Genomic DNA, 16,082 nt, shown 5'->3' with positions numbered 1-16,082 from the left:
TTTGTGCTGCGCATCCGTCCCGGTGGTGTGCCGCGCGAGCCTCGGGCGGTGTGCCGCGCATGCGAAGGATGTGCTGCAATCCGAACAAGATCCAGTCAAGGCCTGTGCGGATGTCAGTCCCGGCGGCGATACTTGCCGCCGTGTACCTCCTTCCGTGTGCCTCGCGCACGCGGTTGAAGGTGACCGACGGATGACCATGGGGGAGGTCACGTGACATACCCGCCGAAGGGCAACAGCACGGCGCCACCCGGCTGGGGCGCGCCCACGATGCCGGCCGTGCCGCCGCAGTCCGGGCCTCCGGTGCCGCCGCCCGGCCCCGCCGCGCCCGAGCCCCGTCCCCCACGCCGTACGGCGTTCGCGGAAGGCGTCGACCGGCTGCGCGCGGCGGCGACGACGGAGCCGGGGCGGCTGCGGATCATCGGCGCCGTCCTCGCCCTGCTGGTCATCGCGTTCGGGGCGGTCACGGCCTGGCAGATGACGGACCGTTCGGCCGCCGCGGACGACGTGCTGCACAGCAGCCAGCCGCTGAGCGCCGGCGCCGCGGACATCTACCGCTCGCTCGCCGACGCCAACACCCAGGCCTCCAGCGGGTTCCTCGCGGGCGGCCAGGAACCGGCGGACTCCCGCAAGCAGTACGAGGCCGACATCAGGACGGCCGCCGACAAGCTGATCACCGCGGCCGCCAGCTCCGAGCCCGGCTCCCCCTCCGCGGACACCATCGCCAAGCTCAACAAGCTACTGCCGGAGTACAAGGGCCTCGTCGAGCGCGCCCGCGCCAACAACCGCCTGGGCTACCCGCTGGGCGGCGCCTACCTGCGGTACGCGAACGACAAGATGCAGCACCAGATGCTCCCCGCGGCCGAGAAGCTCTACACGACGGAGAACCAGCGGCTGAACTCGGACTACGCCGACGCGAAGCCCTATCCATGGGCCGCGATCGGTCTCGGCGTCCTCGCGCTCGGCGGCCTGTTCTGGGCCCAGCGACGCAACTACCGCCGTACGAACCGGGTGTTGAACCAGGGACTGGCCGGCGCGACGGCCGCCTCCGCGGTGGTCCTGCTGTGGCTGGTCGTCGGACACAGCGTCGCCCGTGCGGGGCTCGAGGAGTCCTACGACCACGGCGTGCGCTCGCTGCACGTGCTCAACGACGCCCGCATCGCCTCGCTCAAGGCCCGGGGCAACGAGAACCTGACCCTGGTCAGCCGCGGCGCCGAGACGAGGAAGCTGGCGAACGGCGACACGGTGGACGCCTTCGACGACGACTTCAACAAGCAGATGGGCGACCTCACCACGGGCCTGGCCAAGGCCGCGAGCCTCGCCGACGACAAGGCGGGCGCGGACCCCGTGAAGGCCGCCACCGCCAACATGAAGGAATGGAAGTCCCGTCACAAGGTGGCCCGCAAGGCCGACGACTCGGGCGACTACCAGGGCGCCCTGGACAAGGTCATCGGCTCCACGGCGAAGCAGCCGACCCGCGTGTGCTTCGCCGGCGTCGACTCCAGCCTTGAGATGGCGATCGGCCATGAGCAGAGCGAGTTCAAGCAGGCGGCGAGCGACGGCCGGGGTGCGATGACCGGCCTGGCGCTGGGCGCTGCGGTGCTCGCCGTGCTCGCCGCCGCGGGCGCGGTGCTGGGCATCGGGCGCAGGCTGTCGGAGTACCGGTGAGAGGGGGAGCGGCAATGACTGCACGACGTCTGAGGGCAAGCCTGAAGGGCTGGGGCGGCGTGGGCGCGATGGCTGTCGCCTGCGCCCTCACCGCGGTGTTCGCGCTGGTGCTCCCGCTGTGCGGCCCCGGCAGGAGCGGTGACGGATCCACGGGTATCGGCGGCCAGGGAGTGGCCCAGGGCACCCAGGCGCGGGCCGCGAAGGCGTGCACCGATCCGCAGGACCAGAGCCTGAACCCGTCCGGGAGCGAGAGCGGCAGGACGATCGCCGCCATCAAGAAGCGCGGCTATCTGTCGGTCGGCGTCGACCAGAACAGCTACCGCTGGGGCTACCGCGACCCGAACAGCGCGAAGCAGGGCAGCGACCTGGAGGGCTTCGACATCGATCTGGCCCACCGCATCGCCCAGGACATCCTCGGCAGCCCGGACAAGATCCGCTTCCACGCCATCCCCACCAACCAGCGCATCCCCGCGATCCAGGGCGGGCAGGTCGACATGGTGGTCCGCACCATGACGATCACCTGTGACCGGCTGGAGGACGTCAAGTTCTCCGCGCCCTACTTCCTGACCGGCCAGCAGGTCCTGGCCCCGAAGAAGTCGGGCATCACGGGGTACGACAAGTCGCTGGCGGAGAAGAAGATCTGCTCGGCGGACGGCTCCACGGCGCACGACCAGCTGGAGGCCGACCAGAAGGCGGACAAACTCGCCTCCACCGCCGACATATCCACCACCGTCCCCAACCAACTCGACTGCCTGGTACGGCTGCAGCTCGGCGAGGTCGACGCCGTGGTGACCGACGGCGCGCTCGCCGCGAGCCAGGCCGCGCAGGACCCGACGGTCGAGCTCAAGGGCAAGCGCTTCACCACCGAGTACTACGGCGTGGCGATGAACAAGACCGCGGACGATCTGGTACGCCGGGTCAACCAGGTCCTCGTCGACTACCGCAAGAGCGGCTGGCGCGCCTCGTACGACAAGTGGCTGTCGCCGACCCTCGGCGCGGACTCCGAGTCGGCGAACCCGCCCACGGCGAAGTACCAGTAGGCGAAGTACGCGCAACCGACGCAGCACAGAAGCAACTACGGGCAACCAGAGCAGCGAGAGGTGATCGATGGGCGTCACGGGACCCCCCGGGCCGGTGATGGACCGGGACGAGGTGGACCGTGCGCTGGCGCGGCTCGGCGCGGAGCACGAGGCCATCGAGACCTCGCTCCTCGCCCTCCAGGACCACGCGGGCCGCAGACTCCTCGAAGGCGCGCAGCTGACCGGCACGACCAAGGAGCGCTGGACGGCGGCGGAGGCCTCGATCACGCTGCTGTGGGCGTACTTCGACGCGTACGCCGACGCGCTGCGCTCCGCGCGGGAGATCCGTTCGCGGCGCCGCTGGTCGAGCCGCGAGGACCTGGTGGAGCTCACCGAGCTGCTGCGCGGCGAGAGCGTCACGGTCGCCGGCAGCGCCACGGCCACGGCGAACGCGCCGACGCTCGCCGGCACGGGCAAGCTGAGCGAGCACTTCTCGCTGGCCGCGCTCGTGGAGCGGATGAACGAGCTGTACGCGTCGTCGCTCGACATGGTCGTCGCCGCGGACGCCGTATGGTCCGCGCTGCCCGCCCGGATAGATTTACTGGCCGCGGAGCTCCAGCGCACCCGCAGGCTCGCGCACTCCGTGGGCGTGCGCCCCGGCGAGCACCCGGCGGGCGACGACCTCGAACAGATCACCCACACCCTGACGACGCTCAGGGAACAGGTGGTGTCCGACCCGCTGGCCTACTGGGTTCCCACGCAAGGGAGTTCGGCGCCCGGCGGTGGACGTCCGGACACGGCGACGTACGACCGCGAGGCGCGCGCCCTGGAGGAGGTGCGCCGCGAGATCGACGCCGTGCTCACCGTCCGCCAGGACGCCGAGGCCCGGCTGGTGAAGCTGCGCGATGTGCTCAGCCGCGCGGACCGCACCCTCGCCGAGGCGCGCAGCGCCCGCGGCGAGGTCCTCGCGAAGATCGCCGCGTCCGAGGTGCCCGCGGTCAGCGGTCCGCCGACCGCGCTCCAGGAGCAGCTGGCGACGGCCGCGGAGTACCGCAGACACGCACAGTGGCACCGGCTCTCCCCGCTCCTGGAGGCGCTGGAGGAGCGGGCGGAGGACGAACTGCTGCGTGCCCGCGAGTCGTTGACCGCGGTCACCGCACCGCTGGCGGTCCGCGCGGAGCTGCGCGGCCGCCTCGACGCGTACAAGGCGAAGGTCGCCCGGCACGGGCTCGCGGAGGACCCGTTCCTCATCGAGCGCTACGACGCGGCGCGCCGCATGCTGTGGAGCGCGCCCTGCGACCTGCGCGTCGCGTCGGAGGCCGTGCTGCGCTATCAGCGGGCGGCCGCCGATCTGCTCAGCCCACGGGTGCCCGACCAGGGCGGGCCCACGGACCGGAGGGGGCCGGACGCGTGAGCGTGAGAGGTGATGGAGTGTGAGTCAGCTGCCTGTCGGTCAGCAGCAGAAGAAGTGCCAGCGGCCCGGTTGCGAGGGGTCGTACGAGGACGTGGGCGGCGGCGAGCTGTACTGCGACACGTGCGGTCTGGCACCGGTCGTCTCGGCCAACGGGAGCCTGAGTTCGCCGCCCACCGGGATCACCGCGGGCGGCAAGGGTTCGCGCGGGTCGAACAGCAGCAGCGCGCGCAGCAGTTCACGCGCCAGCTCGCGGGCCTCGTCGCGGTCCTCGCAGTCCCGGCGCTCGGTCTCGGGACGTCTGTCGCGCTCGCTGTCGGGCTCGTCCACGGGCCGTTCGGTGTCCGTGCGCAGCTCCGGCACGGCCTCCGGCACCTCGGGGCGCAGCCGGCTCGGCGTCGGGCTCGTGCAGGTACCGGACGTGCCGCGGCCCGACCCGCGCGGGATGGTCCAGGAGAACCCGGAGGTGCCCGAGCGCAAGCGGTTCTGCTCGCGCTCCGACTGCGGGGCGCCGGTGGGGCGTTCGCGCGGTGAGCGGACCGGGCGCACCGAGGGGTTCTGCACCAAGTGCGGCCACCCTTACTCGTTCGTGCCGAAGCTGGGCACCGGCGACATCGTGCACGGCCAGTACGAGGTCGTGGGCTGTCTGGCGCACGGCGGCCTCGGCTGGGTCTACCTCGCCGTGGACCGGGCCGTGTCCGACCGCTGGGTCGTCCTCAAGGGTCTCCTCGACACGGGCGACCAGGACGCGATGGCGGCCGCGATCTCCGAGCGGCGCTTCCTCGCGGAGATCGAGCACTCCAACATCGTCCGGATCTACAACTTCGTCGAGCACCTCGACCAGCGCACCGGCTCCCTCGACGGATACATCGTCATGGAGTACGTCGGCGGCAAGTCCCTCAAGGAGATCGCCAACGACCGCCGTACGCCCGCCGGGAAGCGGGACCCGCTGCCGGTCGAGCAGGCGTGCGCGTACGGCATCGAGGCCCTCGAAGCGCTCGGGCACCTGCACAGCCGCAACCTGCTGTACTGCGACTTCAAGGTCGACAACGCGATCCAGACCGAGGACCAGCTCAAGCTGATCGACATGGGCGCGGTGCGCAGGATGGACGACGACGAGTCGGCCATCTACGGCACGGTGGGCTACCAGGCGCCCGAGGTCGCCGAGGTCGGCCCGTCGGTCGCCTCCGACCTCTACACGGTCGCCCGCACCCTCGCCGTCCTCACCTTCGACTTCCAGGGCTACACGAACGTGTTCGTGGACTCCCTGCCCGACCCGGACAACATCGAGGTCTTCCGCCAGTACGAGTCCTTCTACCGGCTCCTCGTGCGCGCCACCGACCCCGACCCGGCCCGCCGGTTCGCCTCCGCACAGGAGATGGCCGAGCAGCTGACGGGCGTCCTGCGCGAGGTCGTCTCCCTGCAGACGGGCCGGGCGCGCCCGGCCCTGTCGACCCTGTTCGGACCCGAACTGAAGGTCACCGACACGGAGTTGTTCGGACGGCTGGACGGGGACGTGTCGCGGCTCGGGGCGCGGGCGGTTCCCGTACGGGCGAAGAAGCGCGCGTCGGCGAACGGGACGAACGGGACCCCGGCGCTCCCGCCGAGTGCCCCGGCCACCCTGGTCAAGCCCGTGCAGCCGGTCGCCACGGCGCTCGCGCTGCCCGTCCCGCGTGTCGACCCGGGCGACCCCAACGCGGGCTTCCTGGCGGGCCTGATGGCCTCGGCGCCCGCGGAGCTGATCACCGCCCTGCACGCCGCGCCGACCGGCTCGCTGGAGCTGCGCCTGCGCGAGCTGCGGGCCCGGCTGGAGATGGGCGAGCTGAACAGCGCGGCCAAGGCGATCGAAGCCCTGGAGAAGGACCACCCCGACGACTGGCGGGTGGTCTGGTACCGGGGCGTTGCGGCGCTGGCCACCGGGGAACAGGAGATCGCGGCGCTGTCCTTCGACGCGATCTACGACGCGTTCCCCGGCGAGCCCGCGCCCAAGCTGGCCCTCGGCCTGTGCGCCGAGGTCCTCGGGCAGCTGGACAACGCCGCCGAGTACTACCGCCTGGTGTGGTCGACCGACCCGAGCTATGTCAGCTCGGCGTTCGGCCTGGCCCGCGTACAGCTCGCGGCGGGCGACCGCCGCGCTGCCGTACGCACGATGGAATCCGTACCGGAGTCGTCCATCCACTACACGGCGGCGCGGGTCGCGGCCGTGCGGGCGCGGCTGCGGCAGCGGATGGCCGAGGAGCTGACGGCAGCGGCCGCCGCACCGTTCCTGGACGACCTGACCGCCGCCGCGGGCCAGGTGGAGGCCCTGGACGGATACGGTCTGGACGCGGTCCGACGTGAGCAGTTGTCGACGGAAGTCCTTGGCAGCGCCCTGGACTGGGTACTCTCCGGTAGCCAGGGTTCCGCTCCGGCTTCCGGGGGCGGACATGTGCTGCTCGGCAGCGCACTGGACGAGCGCGGCCTCCGCTTCGGCCTGGAGCGCTCGTACCGGACGCTGGCCCGGCTCGCGCGGGGCGGCGAGGAGAGGATCGACCTGGTGGAACGGGCCAACCGTTACCGCCCCCGGACGTGGGTGTGATTGATGTCGCAGATGCCCCAGCCGACGGCCCTTTCGCGGTGCCCCAGTTGCGAGGAGCCGCTGGAGGCGGGTGACCGTTTCTGCGGTGCCTGCGGGTTCGACCTGTCGGCGGTGCCCGCGCCGCCGGCCGACAACCCGACGATCACCATGAACGGGACGCCACCGCGGCCCCCCGCGGCCCCGTCCGTGGACTGGCCCGTGGCCCCCGAGGTGGACACCTCGGACACGCCCGCGCCCACACACCTCTCGACGGACCTGCACGGCACCGACTCGGGCGGCTCCGAACTCCCGCACGCCGGCGGCGTGTCGGGGCCGGAGCGGGAGCCGGGAGCCGAACCGGCGGGCGTACGGTTCGACCGGCCCGCGGAGCCGGACGAGTACCCCCTGGCCGCACCGCAGCCCGCCGGACCACATCCCGCCGGGCCGCCGGCCCCGGCGGCGGCGCCGGCCGTGTCAGCGGCTCCGGCCGACCCGCGGACCGCCGACCTGGCCACGCCCGCCCCGGGCACGAAGCAGTGCGTCGCCTGCCGTTCGGGCAACGTGGACAGCGACGGCTACTGCGAGAACTGCGGGCATGCCCAGCCGCGCGAACGCGACCACATGGAACAGGAGTTGGGCGCGGTCGCCGCGGTCAGCGACCGGGGCCTGCGCCACCACCGCAACGAGGACGCCTTCACGATCTCCTCGACCGCGCTGCCCGACGGGTCACCCGCCGTCGTCGCGATCGTCTGCGACGGCGTCTCCTCGGCGACCCGCCCCGACGAGGCCTCCCTCGCCGCGTCCCGCACCGCGGGCGAGGCGCTCCTGGGGGCCCTGCCGCTCGGCACGCACCCGCAGCAGGCCATGCACGACGCGATCGTCGCGGCCGCGGAGGCCGTCAACTCGCTCGCGGACGCGCCCGCTGCGGACGCCGAGCACCTCCCGCACGTGAACGCGCCCGCCTGCACCCTGGTCGGCGCCGTCGTCACGCCCACCCTGCTGATCGTCGGCTGGGTCGGCGACAGCCGCGCCTACTGGGTCCCGGTCGACCGCAGCTCACCCCCGGCCCGGCTCACCGAGGACGACTCGTGGGCGGCGCAGATGGTGGCCGCGGGACTGATGAACGAGGCCGAGGCCTACGCCGACGAGCGCGCCCACGCCATCACGGGCTGGCTCGGCGCGGACGCGTACGAACTGGAACCGCACACCGCTTCCTTCAAGCCGGACCGGCCGGGTGTAGTGGTGGTGTGCACCGACGGGCTGTGGAACTACGCGGAGGCGGCCGAGGAGATGGCCGAGGTCGTGCCCCTCGACGCCGCCGAGCGGCCGCTGCACAGCGCCCAGGTCCTGGTCGGTCACGCCCTGGACGGCGGGGGCCACGACAACGTAACAGTGGCCGTCGTGCCGTTCCCCGCCCCGTCGCAGGGGGCAGGATCGGCCTGAGGCCGCGCCACGGGGAGCGTCCTTGGACCGGAGGGGACCGGTCCGCATCCAGTCATCACCCGCGCCGTACGAGCCGTACGGCGCGGGAGTCCTGAGGGGGATCAGAGAAGGCATGGCCAATTTCTCCAAGTCGAACGTGCCCCAGTTCTCGGTGGACGTGTACCAGAACGAGTACCTGCCCGACGGCGGCCGCGAGGTCAACGCGATCGTCACGGTGAGCGCCACGGGGGGCGGCACCATCGGCAGTGCCGTCGCCGCGCCGCACCTCTACACGGCGGGCCAGGGCCCGGACGCGGCCGTGGCGATCATGGTCGACTGTTCGGGCTCGATGGACTACCCGCCGGCGAAGATGCGGGGCGCCCGGGACGCCACGGCCGCCGCGATCGACGCCGTGCGCGACGGTGTGCACTTCGCGGTGATCGGCGGCACGCACATCGCCAAGGAGGTCTACCCGGGCGGCGGCGGGCTCGCGGTGGCCGACGACCGGACCCGGGACCAGGCCAAGCAGGCGCTGCGCAGGCTGAGCGCGGGCGGCGGCACGGCGATCGGCACCTGGCTGCGCCTCGCCGACCGTCTGCTGTCCTCGGCGGAGGTGTCGATCCGGCACGGCATCCTGCTCACCGACGGCCGCAACGAGCACGAGTCGCCGGAGGACCTGAAGGCCGCCCTCGACTCCTGCGCCGGGCGCTTCACCTGTGACGCGCGCGGTGTCGGCACGGACTGGGAGGTCAAGGAGGTCACCGGGATCGCCTCGGCGCTGCTCGGCACCGCCGACATCGTCGCCGACCCGGCCGCCCTGTCCGCCGACTTCACGCAGATGATGGAGACGGCGATGGGCAAGGAGGTCGCCGACGTCGCGCTGCGGCTGTGGACGCCGGTCGGCACCGCCATCAAGTTCGTCAAGCAAGTCGCGCCCACCGTCGAGGAGTTGACCGAGCGCCGCACCGAGGCCGGTCCGCGCGCCGGCGACTACCCGACCGGTTCCTGGGGAGACGAGTCGCGCGACTACCACGTGTGCGTCGAGGTCCCCTCGGCCGGCATCGGCCAGGAGATGCTGGCCGCCCGGGTCTCGCTGGTGATCCCGCAGGGCGACGGAACCGTCCAGAACCTGGGCGCGCAGGGGCTCGTACGGGCGGTGTGGACGGACGACATGTCGGCCTCCACGTCGATCAATCCGCAGGTCGCGCACTACACGGGCCAGGCGGAACTGGCACAAGTCATCCAACAGGGTCTGGATCTCCGTAAATCGGGAGATGTCGACGGGGCAACGGCCAAGCTGGGCCGCGCCGTTCAGCTCGCGAGCGCCTCCGGGAATGCCGATACTGCGAAACTGCTTGCGAAGGTGGTGGACGTGGTCGACGCCGCGGCAGGTACTGTGCGATTGAAGGCAAAGGTCGAAGAGGCCGACGAAATGACGCTCGAGACACGTTCCACAAAGACTGTTCGTGTAAAGAAGTAGCGAGCCCGGTTCCCGCGGGGAGCTGGAGAAACCCGGTCGAAACGGCCGGAAAAGGAGAGGGGGAAGCGCCGACATGCCGACCTGCCCGAACGGACACCAGTCGGGTTCCGACGACTGGTGCGAGGTCTGCGGTCACCGCATGGCCGGTGCCGTGCCCCCGCCCCCTCCGCCACCGCCGCCCGGCTACGGCTATCCGGCGCCCGGCTCGCCTCCCCCGCCGCCCGGCCAGGGACGCCCGCATCTGTCCGCCGTGCCGGACCCCGAGCCGGAGCTCTGCCCGCAGTGCCGCACGCCCCGTGAGGGCGGCGCGCCGTTCTGCGAGGAGTGCCGGTGGAACTTCCTGACCAATACGGCGACCTCGTACACCCCGGCCGCCCCGCGCCCGCAGGCCCCCGCACCCGGCGGCCCGAACCCGGCGCTCCAGTTCCAGCAGCAGGCGCCGGCCCGGCCCGGCGGCCAGGGCCAGGATCCGTACGAGTACCAGGGCTCGCGCCCCTCGCAGGTCAACCGGCCCGCGGAGCCGATCCCGCCGTACGGCCAGGACCCGAACGGTTACGGCCAGGACCCCTCCCGGCCCGGCCCGCCGCCGTTCCGCGGCGACCCCCCGCCCTTCGGGGACCCGTCCGGCTTCGGCGGCGACCCGTCACGTCCGGTTCCGCCGCCGCCCGGGCCCACGCCCGGCGGTCCGGGCGGACCTGGTGGCTACGGCGGCCCCGGCGGCCCCCAGGGCTTCCAGCAGCAGGGCCCGCCGGCCCCTCCGGGATACCCGCAGGAGACGGGGTACCCCCAGGAGACCGGCCGCCCGGGGCCCGGCGGCCCCCAGCCCTTCGGCGTCGGCGAGGACGACTGGGTGCTCTCCCCGCCGTCCAGCAGTCAGCCCGGTGGTCCCGGCCCCGGTCAGGGCCCCGGCCCGGGTCAGGGCGGTGGCTACGGCTACCCGCAGCCGGGCGCGACCCAGGCCCCGCCCGGCCCCGGCTACCAGCAGCAGCAACAGCAGCCGCTGGGCTGGACCGCGACGATCGGCCCCGACCGCGAGTACTTCATGGCGATGATGCAGCGCTCCGGCCCCGAGGCCGCGGGGCTCAACCTCCCCGCGTACTCACCGGAGCAGCAGCGCGCGCTCACCGGCAACCAGATCACCATCGGCCGCCGCCGGCACTCCACCGGCGAGAGCCCCGACATAGATCTGTCGGTGCCGCCGGAGGACCCGGGCGTCTCGCACCAGCACGCGGTGCTGGTCCAGCAGCCGGACGGCAGCTGGGCGGTCGTCGACCAGAACTCCACGAACGGGACGACGGTCAACGGCGGCGAGGAGCCCATCCAGCCCTTCGTCCCCGTCCCGCTCCAGGACGGCGACCGGGTGCACGTCGGCGCCTGGACGACGATCACCGTCCGCAGGGGCTGACCAGCAGGTCTCGTACGGGCTTCGGCGGTACGGGGTTCACGGCAGCGGCCAGGCGTACGGCCCTTCGGGGTCGTCCAGCCACGCCCACACGCGCTCGCCGCTGACCGTGACCCCGTACCGCTCGCGTTCCGGCTGCTCCTCCCGCTGCCACAGGGCGTACGCCTCGTAGGGGTCGAGGGTGCCCACCGTCAGGGTCAGCAGGAAGCGGAACAGTTCGTGGCTCCTGGCCCCGCGGGGCAGCCCGCCCAGCTGCCCGGGTTCCGGCCCGGGTCCGGTGCCGCCACGCAGCGGCACGAAGTAGGCGGCCGTCGGCAGGAAGTGCCCCTCGGCGTGCCCGGCGTCCCGGACACGCAGGGCGATCAGGCCGGTGGCGAGCGGCGCGAGAATGCGGGCGCCGGGGCGGCACTGGGCGAGCCAGGGCCGCGGGATCGAGTTCAGCGTGCAGGTGGCCATGATCCGGTCGAAGGGAGCGCGCTCGGGGACTCCTCGGGCGCCGTCGCCGGTGACGACGGTCGGCCGGTGGCCCGCGGCCGCCAGGTGCGCGCGCGCCGACTCGGTGATCTCGGGGTCGAGGTCGACCGTGGTGACGAGCGCGTCGCCTAGCCGGTGGGCGAGCAGCGCCGCGTTGTAGCCGGTCCCGGCGCCGATCTCCAGAACGGCGCTTCCTTCCTCGATCTCCAGCTCGGTCAGCATCGTCGCCATCAGCGAGGGCTGGCTGCTGGAGGAGATCAGCCCCCCGTCGCGCACCCGGGTGGCCAGCGGGGTGTCGGCGTACACCCCGCGCAGCCAGCGCTCGCGGCGCCGCGGGTCGGGGTCCTCGCCCCACAGCCGCTCGAAGCCGCCGCGGGCACCCACGTAGTAGTACGGCACGAAGAGGTGGCGCGGCACCGCCTCGAACGCCTCCCGCCAGACCGGGTCCGCGTCCCAGGCTCCGCTCTCCTCGATCTCGCGCACGAGCGCCGCCTGCGCCGAGACGGCGAGGGCCTCCAGGTCATGGTCGAGCGCATGCGTGCTCATACGTCCACTGTGCTGCCGTACGGGCCACGAGGCGAGCGCCGGGGCGGGCCCATCCGGAATCCGCCCCTCAGGTCGACTGGTCCAAGCCAGGCCGGCTGGTCCCGGGCCGGATCGGGTGGTCCTAAGCCTTGAGTCCTCGGTCACCCCGTCTGAGACCATGGGGAGCGTGAAAGAGATTCGGCGCGGCACGCTTCAGGAGCAGACCTTCTACGAGCAGGTCGGCGGGGAGGAGACCTTCCGCCGCCTGGTGCACCGCTTCTACGAGGGTGTCGCCGAGGACCCGCTGCTGAAGCCCATGTATCCCGAGGAGGATCTGGGTCCGGCCGAGGAGCGCCTCACGCTGTTCCTGATCCAGTACTGGGGCGGCCCGACGACGTACAGCGAGAACCGCGGCCACCCGCGGCTGCGCATGCGGCACGCGCCCTTCGCCGTCGACCGGGCCGCGCACGACGCCTGGCTGAAGCACATGCGCGTCGCCGTCGACGAGCTCGGCCTCTCCGAGGAGCACGAGCACACGCTGTGGAACTACCTGACGTACGCGGCGGCTTCGATGGTGAACACGGAGAGCTGAACCCCCGCCGCTGAGGGGCGCGTTGGACCGCGGTCGGCGACCGACGCGCGGATCACGGTCGTACGGCGGATTACGGTCGCCCGAACGCCGCATTCCGGTCGTCGGGCGCCGGATTCCGATCACAATCCGGTCAAGCCCTGCCCACAAGCGCTTACCCGTGGCCTTCCTCCTCTGACAGCATCGCCCGCAGGCGTGGACTACGGCGGGGGGCCGGGTGACGGGGTTCGTACTACTGCGGGCGCGGGCGCACCGCCTGCTGCTCGCCGCGGCGCTGCTCACCGTCCTGCTGACGACGTCCGTCCTCGCGACGCTCACCGCGTACTCCGGTGCGATCGGCGACGCGTCCCTGCGCCACTCGCTGCTGGACGAACAGAACGCCGTAGACACCTCCTTGATCGTCAAGGCCGACGTCCCGCCGCAGCGGCGCGGGGCCGCCGACGGCGCCGTACGCGAAGCGGCACGGAAGACCTTCGCCGGGCTGCCGGTGACCCTGCGGACCCTGGCCCGTTCGGGCCCGTACGCCCTGCCGCGCTCGCTGCGGGGGCCCGGGGCGGGCTCCGGCGGCGACCCCGATCTGACGCACTTCGCCGCGCTCGACCGCGGTCAGGTGCGGGTCACCGGGGGACGGCTGCCGCGCTCTCCGGGCGGTCCGGTCGTCGAGGTGGCGCTGCCCGAGACCGCCGCCGGGCGCCTCGGTCTGAAGCCCGGTGCGCGGCTCACCCTCGTCGACCGGCTCGGCGGCCCGAAGGTGCGGGTCCTGATCACCGGCCTGTACCGGCCCGCCCGGATCACCGCGCCCTACTGGCAGTTGGACGAGCTGGGCGGCCGCGGGGTCAACAAGGTCTCCTTCACGACGTACGGGCCACTGCTCACCGACCCCGCCGTGCTCAGCGGCAGCAAGGTGAGCGCCGGGGAGACCGGCTGGCTGGCGACCGCCGACTTCTCGACACTGACGACCGGCCGGATCGACGCGCTGCGGGACGCGGCCCGCACGGGCACCGCCTCCCTGCGGAAGGTGCCCGCGCTCAGCGGGACCACGGCGGTGACGACCCAGCTGCCCGAGGTGCTGGACCGTGTCGAGCGGTCGCTTCTCGTCTCCCGTTCGACACTGCTGATCGTCGCGCTGCAGCTCGGACTGCTCGCGGGATACGCCCTGTTGCTCGTCGCCCGGCTGCTGAGCGCCGAACGCGTGGGCGAGACAAGGGTGTTGAGGGCGCGGGGCGGTTCGCGCGGCCGGGTCGCGGGGTTCGCGGCACTGGAGGCCCTGCTGCTCGCCGTGCCCGCGGCGGCCTGCGCTCCGCTGCTCGCCGGTCCGCTGACCCGACTGCTCGCCGGGCAGGGCGCCCTGGCGCGGATCGGGCTGCGGCTGGACTCCTCGGCGGGGCGCGGCGGGGTCTGGCTGGTCGCGGCCTGCGTGGCGCTGGGGTGCGCCCTCGCGGTGACACTGCCGGCGCTGACGGCCTCCGACTCGCCTGAGGGCAGGGCCCGTTCGCTGCCGGCCCCGGTGCGCGCGGGCGCGGACGTCGGCCTGCTGGTGATCGCGGGAGTCGCGTACTGGCAGTTGAACCGGCGGGACTCCGGCGCGGTGAGCGGGGACCTCTCCGGCTCCCTCGGCATCGACCCGCTCCTCGTCTCGGCGCCCGCGCTGGCGCTGCTCGCCGGGACCGTGCTGACGCTGCGGCTGCTGCCGCCGGTGGCCCGGCTCGCCGAGCGGCGTGCGGCAAGCGGGCGAGGGCTGCCGGCGGCGCTGGCGGGCTGGCAGTTCAGCCGCCGACCGATGCGCGGCGCGGGCCCGGTGCTGCTCCTGGTGCTGGCCGTCGCCCTGGGCCTGCTCGCGATCGGCCAGGGCGCGTCCTGGAAGCGCTCGCAGGACGACCAGGCGGACTTCCGGGCCGGTACGTCGGTCCGCGTGCTCTCGGGCGGGGAGGGCGAGTTGGGCCAGTCCGGCGTCTTCGCCGCGGTCCCGGGCGTGCGCGAGGCCGCCCCCGCCGTCCGTACGACCTTGCCGCTGTCCGGCGACCGCACGGCGACGGTGCTGGCGCTGGACACGGCGCACTCGGCGGACGGGGTGCTGCTGCGGGGCGACCTGGCCGACCGTCCCATCGGGCCGCTGGTGGCGGGGCTCGGCCCGAAGGGTGCGGCGACCGGGGCGACACTCCCGAAGGGCACCACGCTTGTGCGGCTTTCGCTGCGGATCCGCAGCGATGCGGCGGCGAGCGGCAGGGGGAGTGACGCGGGGAGCCGCGGGGAGAGCGTCGACGCGGACGTCGCGGTCACGCTCCTGGACCGCTACGGCACCCCGTACCGCATCGCCGCAGGTCAACTCCCCACCGACGGACGGGTACACACCCTCACCGTCGACCTCGCGAAGGCCATCGACGCCCCGACGGGCAGGGCGGCGGAGCCGCTGACCTTCACGGGGCTCCAGCTCGACGTGGTGCAGCCTGTCGACCGGGCCGAACAACACAGGCTGGAGATGACGAAGTTGAGCGCCGTGATGACAGACGGGTCGTCACGAACACTGTCACTGCCGGGGAGTTGGACGGTGGCGTCCCGCGTCAACACCACCACGAACTCGCCGATCGCCGCGACACGGCCCACGCGTCCACACCTGGAGAAGACCCCGGGCACGTCGGGGACCTCGGTCGGCGTGCGCTACGGCACCGGGTACATCCCGCGCGACAGCGCCTTCGAGGCCACGTCCTTCACGGTCCGGCTGCACGTGGCCCAGCCCGCGGTGCGGGAGATCAGCGCGGTCGCGACCGACCGGTTCCTGACGTCGGCGGGCGCGCGCACCGGGCAGCGGGTGGACGTGTCGTTCGGCGGCTCGCGGGTGACGGTGCGGATCGTGGACAGTGTGCGGGCGCTCCCCACGACGGAGGGTTCCGGGAAGACGGACGGCGGGGCCCTGCTGGTCGATCTCCGCTCCGTGAACCGGGTGCTGGAGGCGCGGTACGGGGAGAGCGTCGGGCCCACCGAGTGGTGGCTGCGGACCGCGCCGGGCGACGCGCCCCGGGTCGCGTCCGCCCTGCGGGCCCGGCCCGACATCGAGCCGTCGCAGGTCGTCGTGCGCGACGAGATCGCGGACCGGCTGCGCGACGACCCGTTCGGGGCGGGTCCCGAGGCCGCGTTCGCCGCCGCGGCCCTGGTGGCGGCGGCGCTGGCCGCGGTCGGCTTCGCGGTGAGCACGGCCGGGTCCCTGCGGGAGCGCGGCGCCGAGTTCGCGGTGCTGCGCGCCCTGGGCGCCCCGCGCCGCCAGCTGGCCCGCCTGATCGCCGCGGAACAGGGAGTGCTGGTGGCGTTGGCACTACTGGTGGGCGTCGCCCTGGGGGCGGTGCTGGCCCGGGCGGTCGTCCCCTTCATCGTGCTCACCTCCGACGCCACCCAGCCGATCCCGGACGTCCTGGTCGAACTCCCCCTCACTCAGGTCGCGTTGCTCCTGGTCGCCGTGGCCGTCACGCCGCTCGCCGTGACGGCGTTCCTGGCCCTGCACCGGCCCGATCCGGCCGACTCGCTGCGGGTGGGGGGTGAGTGA

At 73.2% G+C, this 16,082-nt stretch carries 10 protein-coding genes; 9 read left to right on the top strand and 1 reads right to left on the bottom strand.

Annotation, left to right across the window (positions count from 1 at the left end; genetic code table 11):
* Positions 1-210: 210 nt before the first annotated feature.
* The 7 genes from AB5J56_RS29150 to AB5J56_RS29120 all read left to right on the top strand — a co-directional run bounded on the left by AB5J56_RS29150 (position 211) and on the right by AB5J56_RS29120 (position 10,959).
* The gene (locus AB5J56_RS29150) at positions 211-1,665 is read left to right on the top strand and encodes a hypothetical protein (protein WP_369236608.1); all 1,455 of its coding nucleotides are present in this window, start codon (positions 211-213) and stop codon (positions 1,663-1,665) included.
* A 14-nt stretch (positions 1,666-1,679) separates the two neighbouring features.
* Entirely contained in the window at positions 1,680-2,705 is a 1,026-nt protein-coding gene (locus tag AB5J56_RS29145; RefSeq protein ID WP_369236606.1) for a glutamate ABC transporter substrate-binding protein, read from the top strand.
* 67 nt (positions 2,706-2,772) lie between these two features.
* Positions 2,773-4,098 (top strand): hypothetical protein, encoded by a 1,326-nt coding sequence (locus AB5J56_RS29140; protein ID WP_369236604.1) that lies wholly within the window; start codon positions 2,773-2,775, stop codon positions 4,096-4,098.
* 19 nt (positions 4,099-4,117) lie between these two features.
* Positions 4,118-6,673 carry a tetratricopeptide repeat protein gene (locus tag AB5J56_RS29135; protein WP_369236602.1) on the top strand — a complete coding sequence of 852 codons (2,556 nt, stop codon included), beginning with the start codon at positions 4,118-4,120 and terminating at the stop codon, positions 6,671-6,673.
* Complete coding sequence (locus AB5J56_RS29130) at positions 6,674-8,095, top strand: protein phosphatase 2C domain-containing protein (RefSeq protein WP_369236600.1); 1,422 nt, start codon at positions 6,674-6,676, stop codon at positions 8,093-8,095.
* A 112-nt stretch (positions 8,096-8,207) separates the two neighbouring features.
* Positions 8,208-9,554: a VWA domain-containing protein gene (locus tag AB5J56_RS29125; protein WP_369236598.1), complete on the top strand. Its 1,347-nt coding sequence runs from the start codon at positions 8,208-8,210 to the stop codon at positions 9,552-9,554.
* 73 nt (positions 9,555-9,627) lie between these two features.
* Positions 9,628-10,959, top strand: coding sequence for an FHA domain-containing protein (locus tag AB5J56_RS29120; protein WP_369236596.1), 1,332 nt, complete (start codon positions 9,628-9,630; stop codon positions 10,957-10,959).
* A 36-nt stretch (positions 10,960-10,995) separates the two neighbouring features.
* On the opposite strand, the gene AB5J56_RS29115 is transcribed toward AB5J56_RS29120, so the two are convergent.
* Positions 10,996-11,976 carry a methyltransferase domain-containing protein gene (locus AB5J56_RS29115; protein ID WP_369236594.1) on the bottom strand — a complete coding sequence of 327 codons (981 nt, stop codon included), beginning with the start codon at positions 11,974-11,976 and terminating at the stop codon, positions 10,996-10,998.
* A gap of 157 nt (positions 11,977-12,133) precedes the next feature.
* Between AB5J56_RS29115 and AB5J56_RS29110 the strand changes: the two genes are divergently transcribed.
* Together AB5J56_RS29110 and AB5J56_RS29105 are read left to right on the top strand one after the other, a co-directional pair.
* Complete coding sequence (locus tag AB5J56_RS29110; protein ID WP_369236592.1) at positions 12,134-12,547, top strand: globin; 414 nt, start codon at positions 12,134-12,136, stop codon at positions 12,545-12,547.
* 214 nt (positions 12,548-12,761) lie between these two features.
* Positions 12,762-16,082, top strand: a complete 3,321-nt coding sequence (locus tag AB5J56_RS29105) for an FtsX-like permease family protein (protein ID WP_369236590.1) — start codon at positions 12,762-12,764, stop codon at positions 16,080-16,082.

Origin of the sequence: Streptomyces sp. R21 (genome assembly GCF_041051975.1) — a bacterium.
GTDB lineage: Bacteria > Actinomycetota > Actinomycetes > Streptomycetales > Streptomycetaceae > Streptomyces.
Note: the sequence above shows the minus strand (reverse complement) of the source record. Positions and strands in the feature narration are given on the sequence as shown.

Bases quoted from the DNA above. Each gene is read 5' to 3' on its own strand.
- AB5J56_RS29145 (WP_369236606.1), top strand. From the start codon at position 1,680: ATGACTGCACGACGTCTGAGGGCAAGCCTGAAGGGCTGGGGCGGCGTG.
- AB5J56_RS29120 (WP_369236596.1), top strand. From the start codon at position 9,628: ATGCCGACCTGCCCGAACGGACACCAGTCGGGTTCCGACGACTGGTGC.
- AB5J56_RS29140 (WP_369236604.1), top strand. From the start codon at position 2,773: ATGGGCGTCACGGGACCCCCCGGGCCGGTGATGGACCGGGACGAGGTG.
- AB5J56_RS29115 (WP_369236594.1), bottom strand. From the start codon at position 11,976: ATGAGCACGCATGCGCTCGACCATGACCTGGAGGCCCTCGCCGTCTCG.
- AB5J56_RS29110 (WP_369236592.1), top strand. From the start codon at position 12,134: ATGGGGAGCGTGAAAGAGATTCGGCGCGGCACGCTTCAGGAGCAGACC.
- AB5J56_RS29125 (WP_369236598.1), top strand. From the start codon at position 8,208: ATGGCCAATTTCTCCAAGTCGAACGTGCCCCAGTTCTCGGTGGACGTG.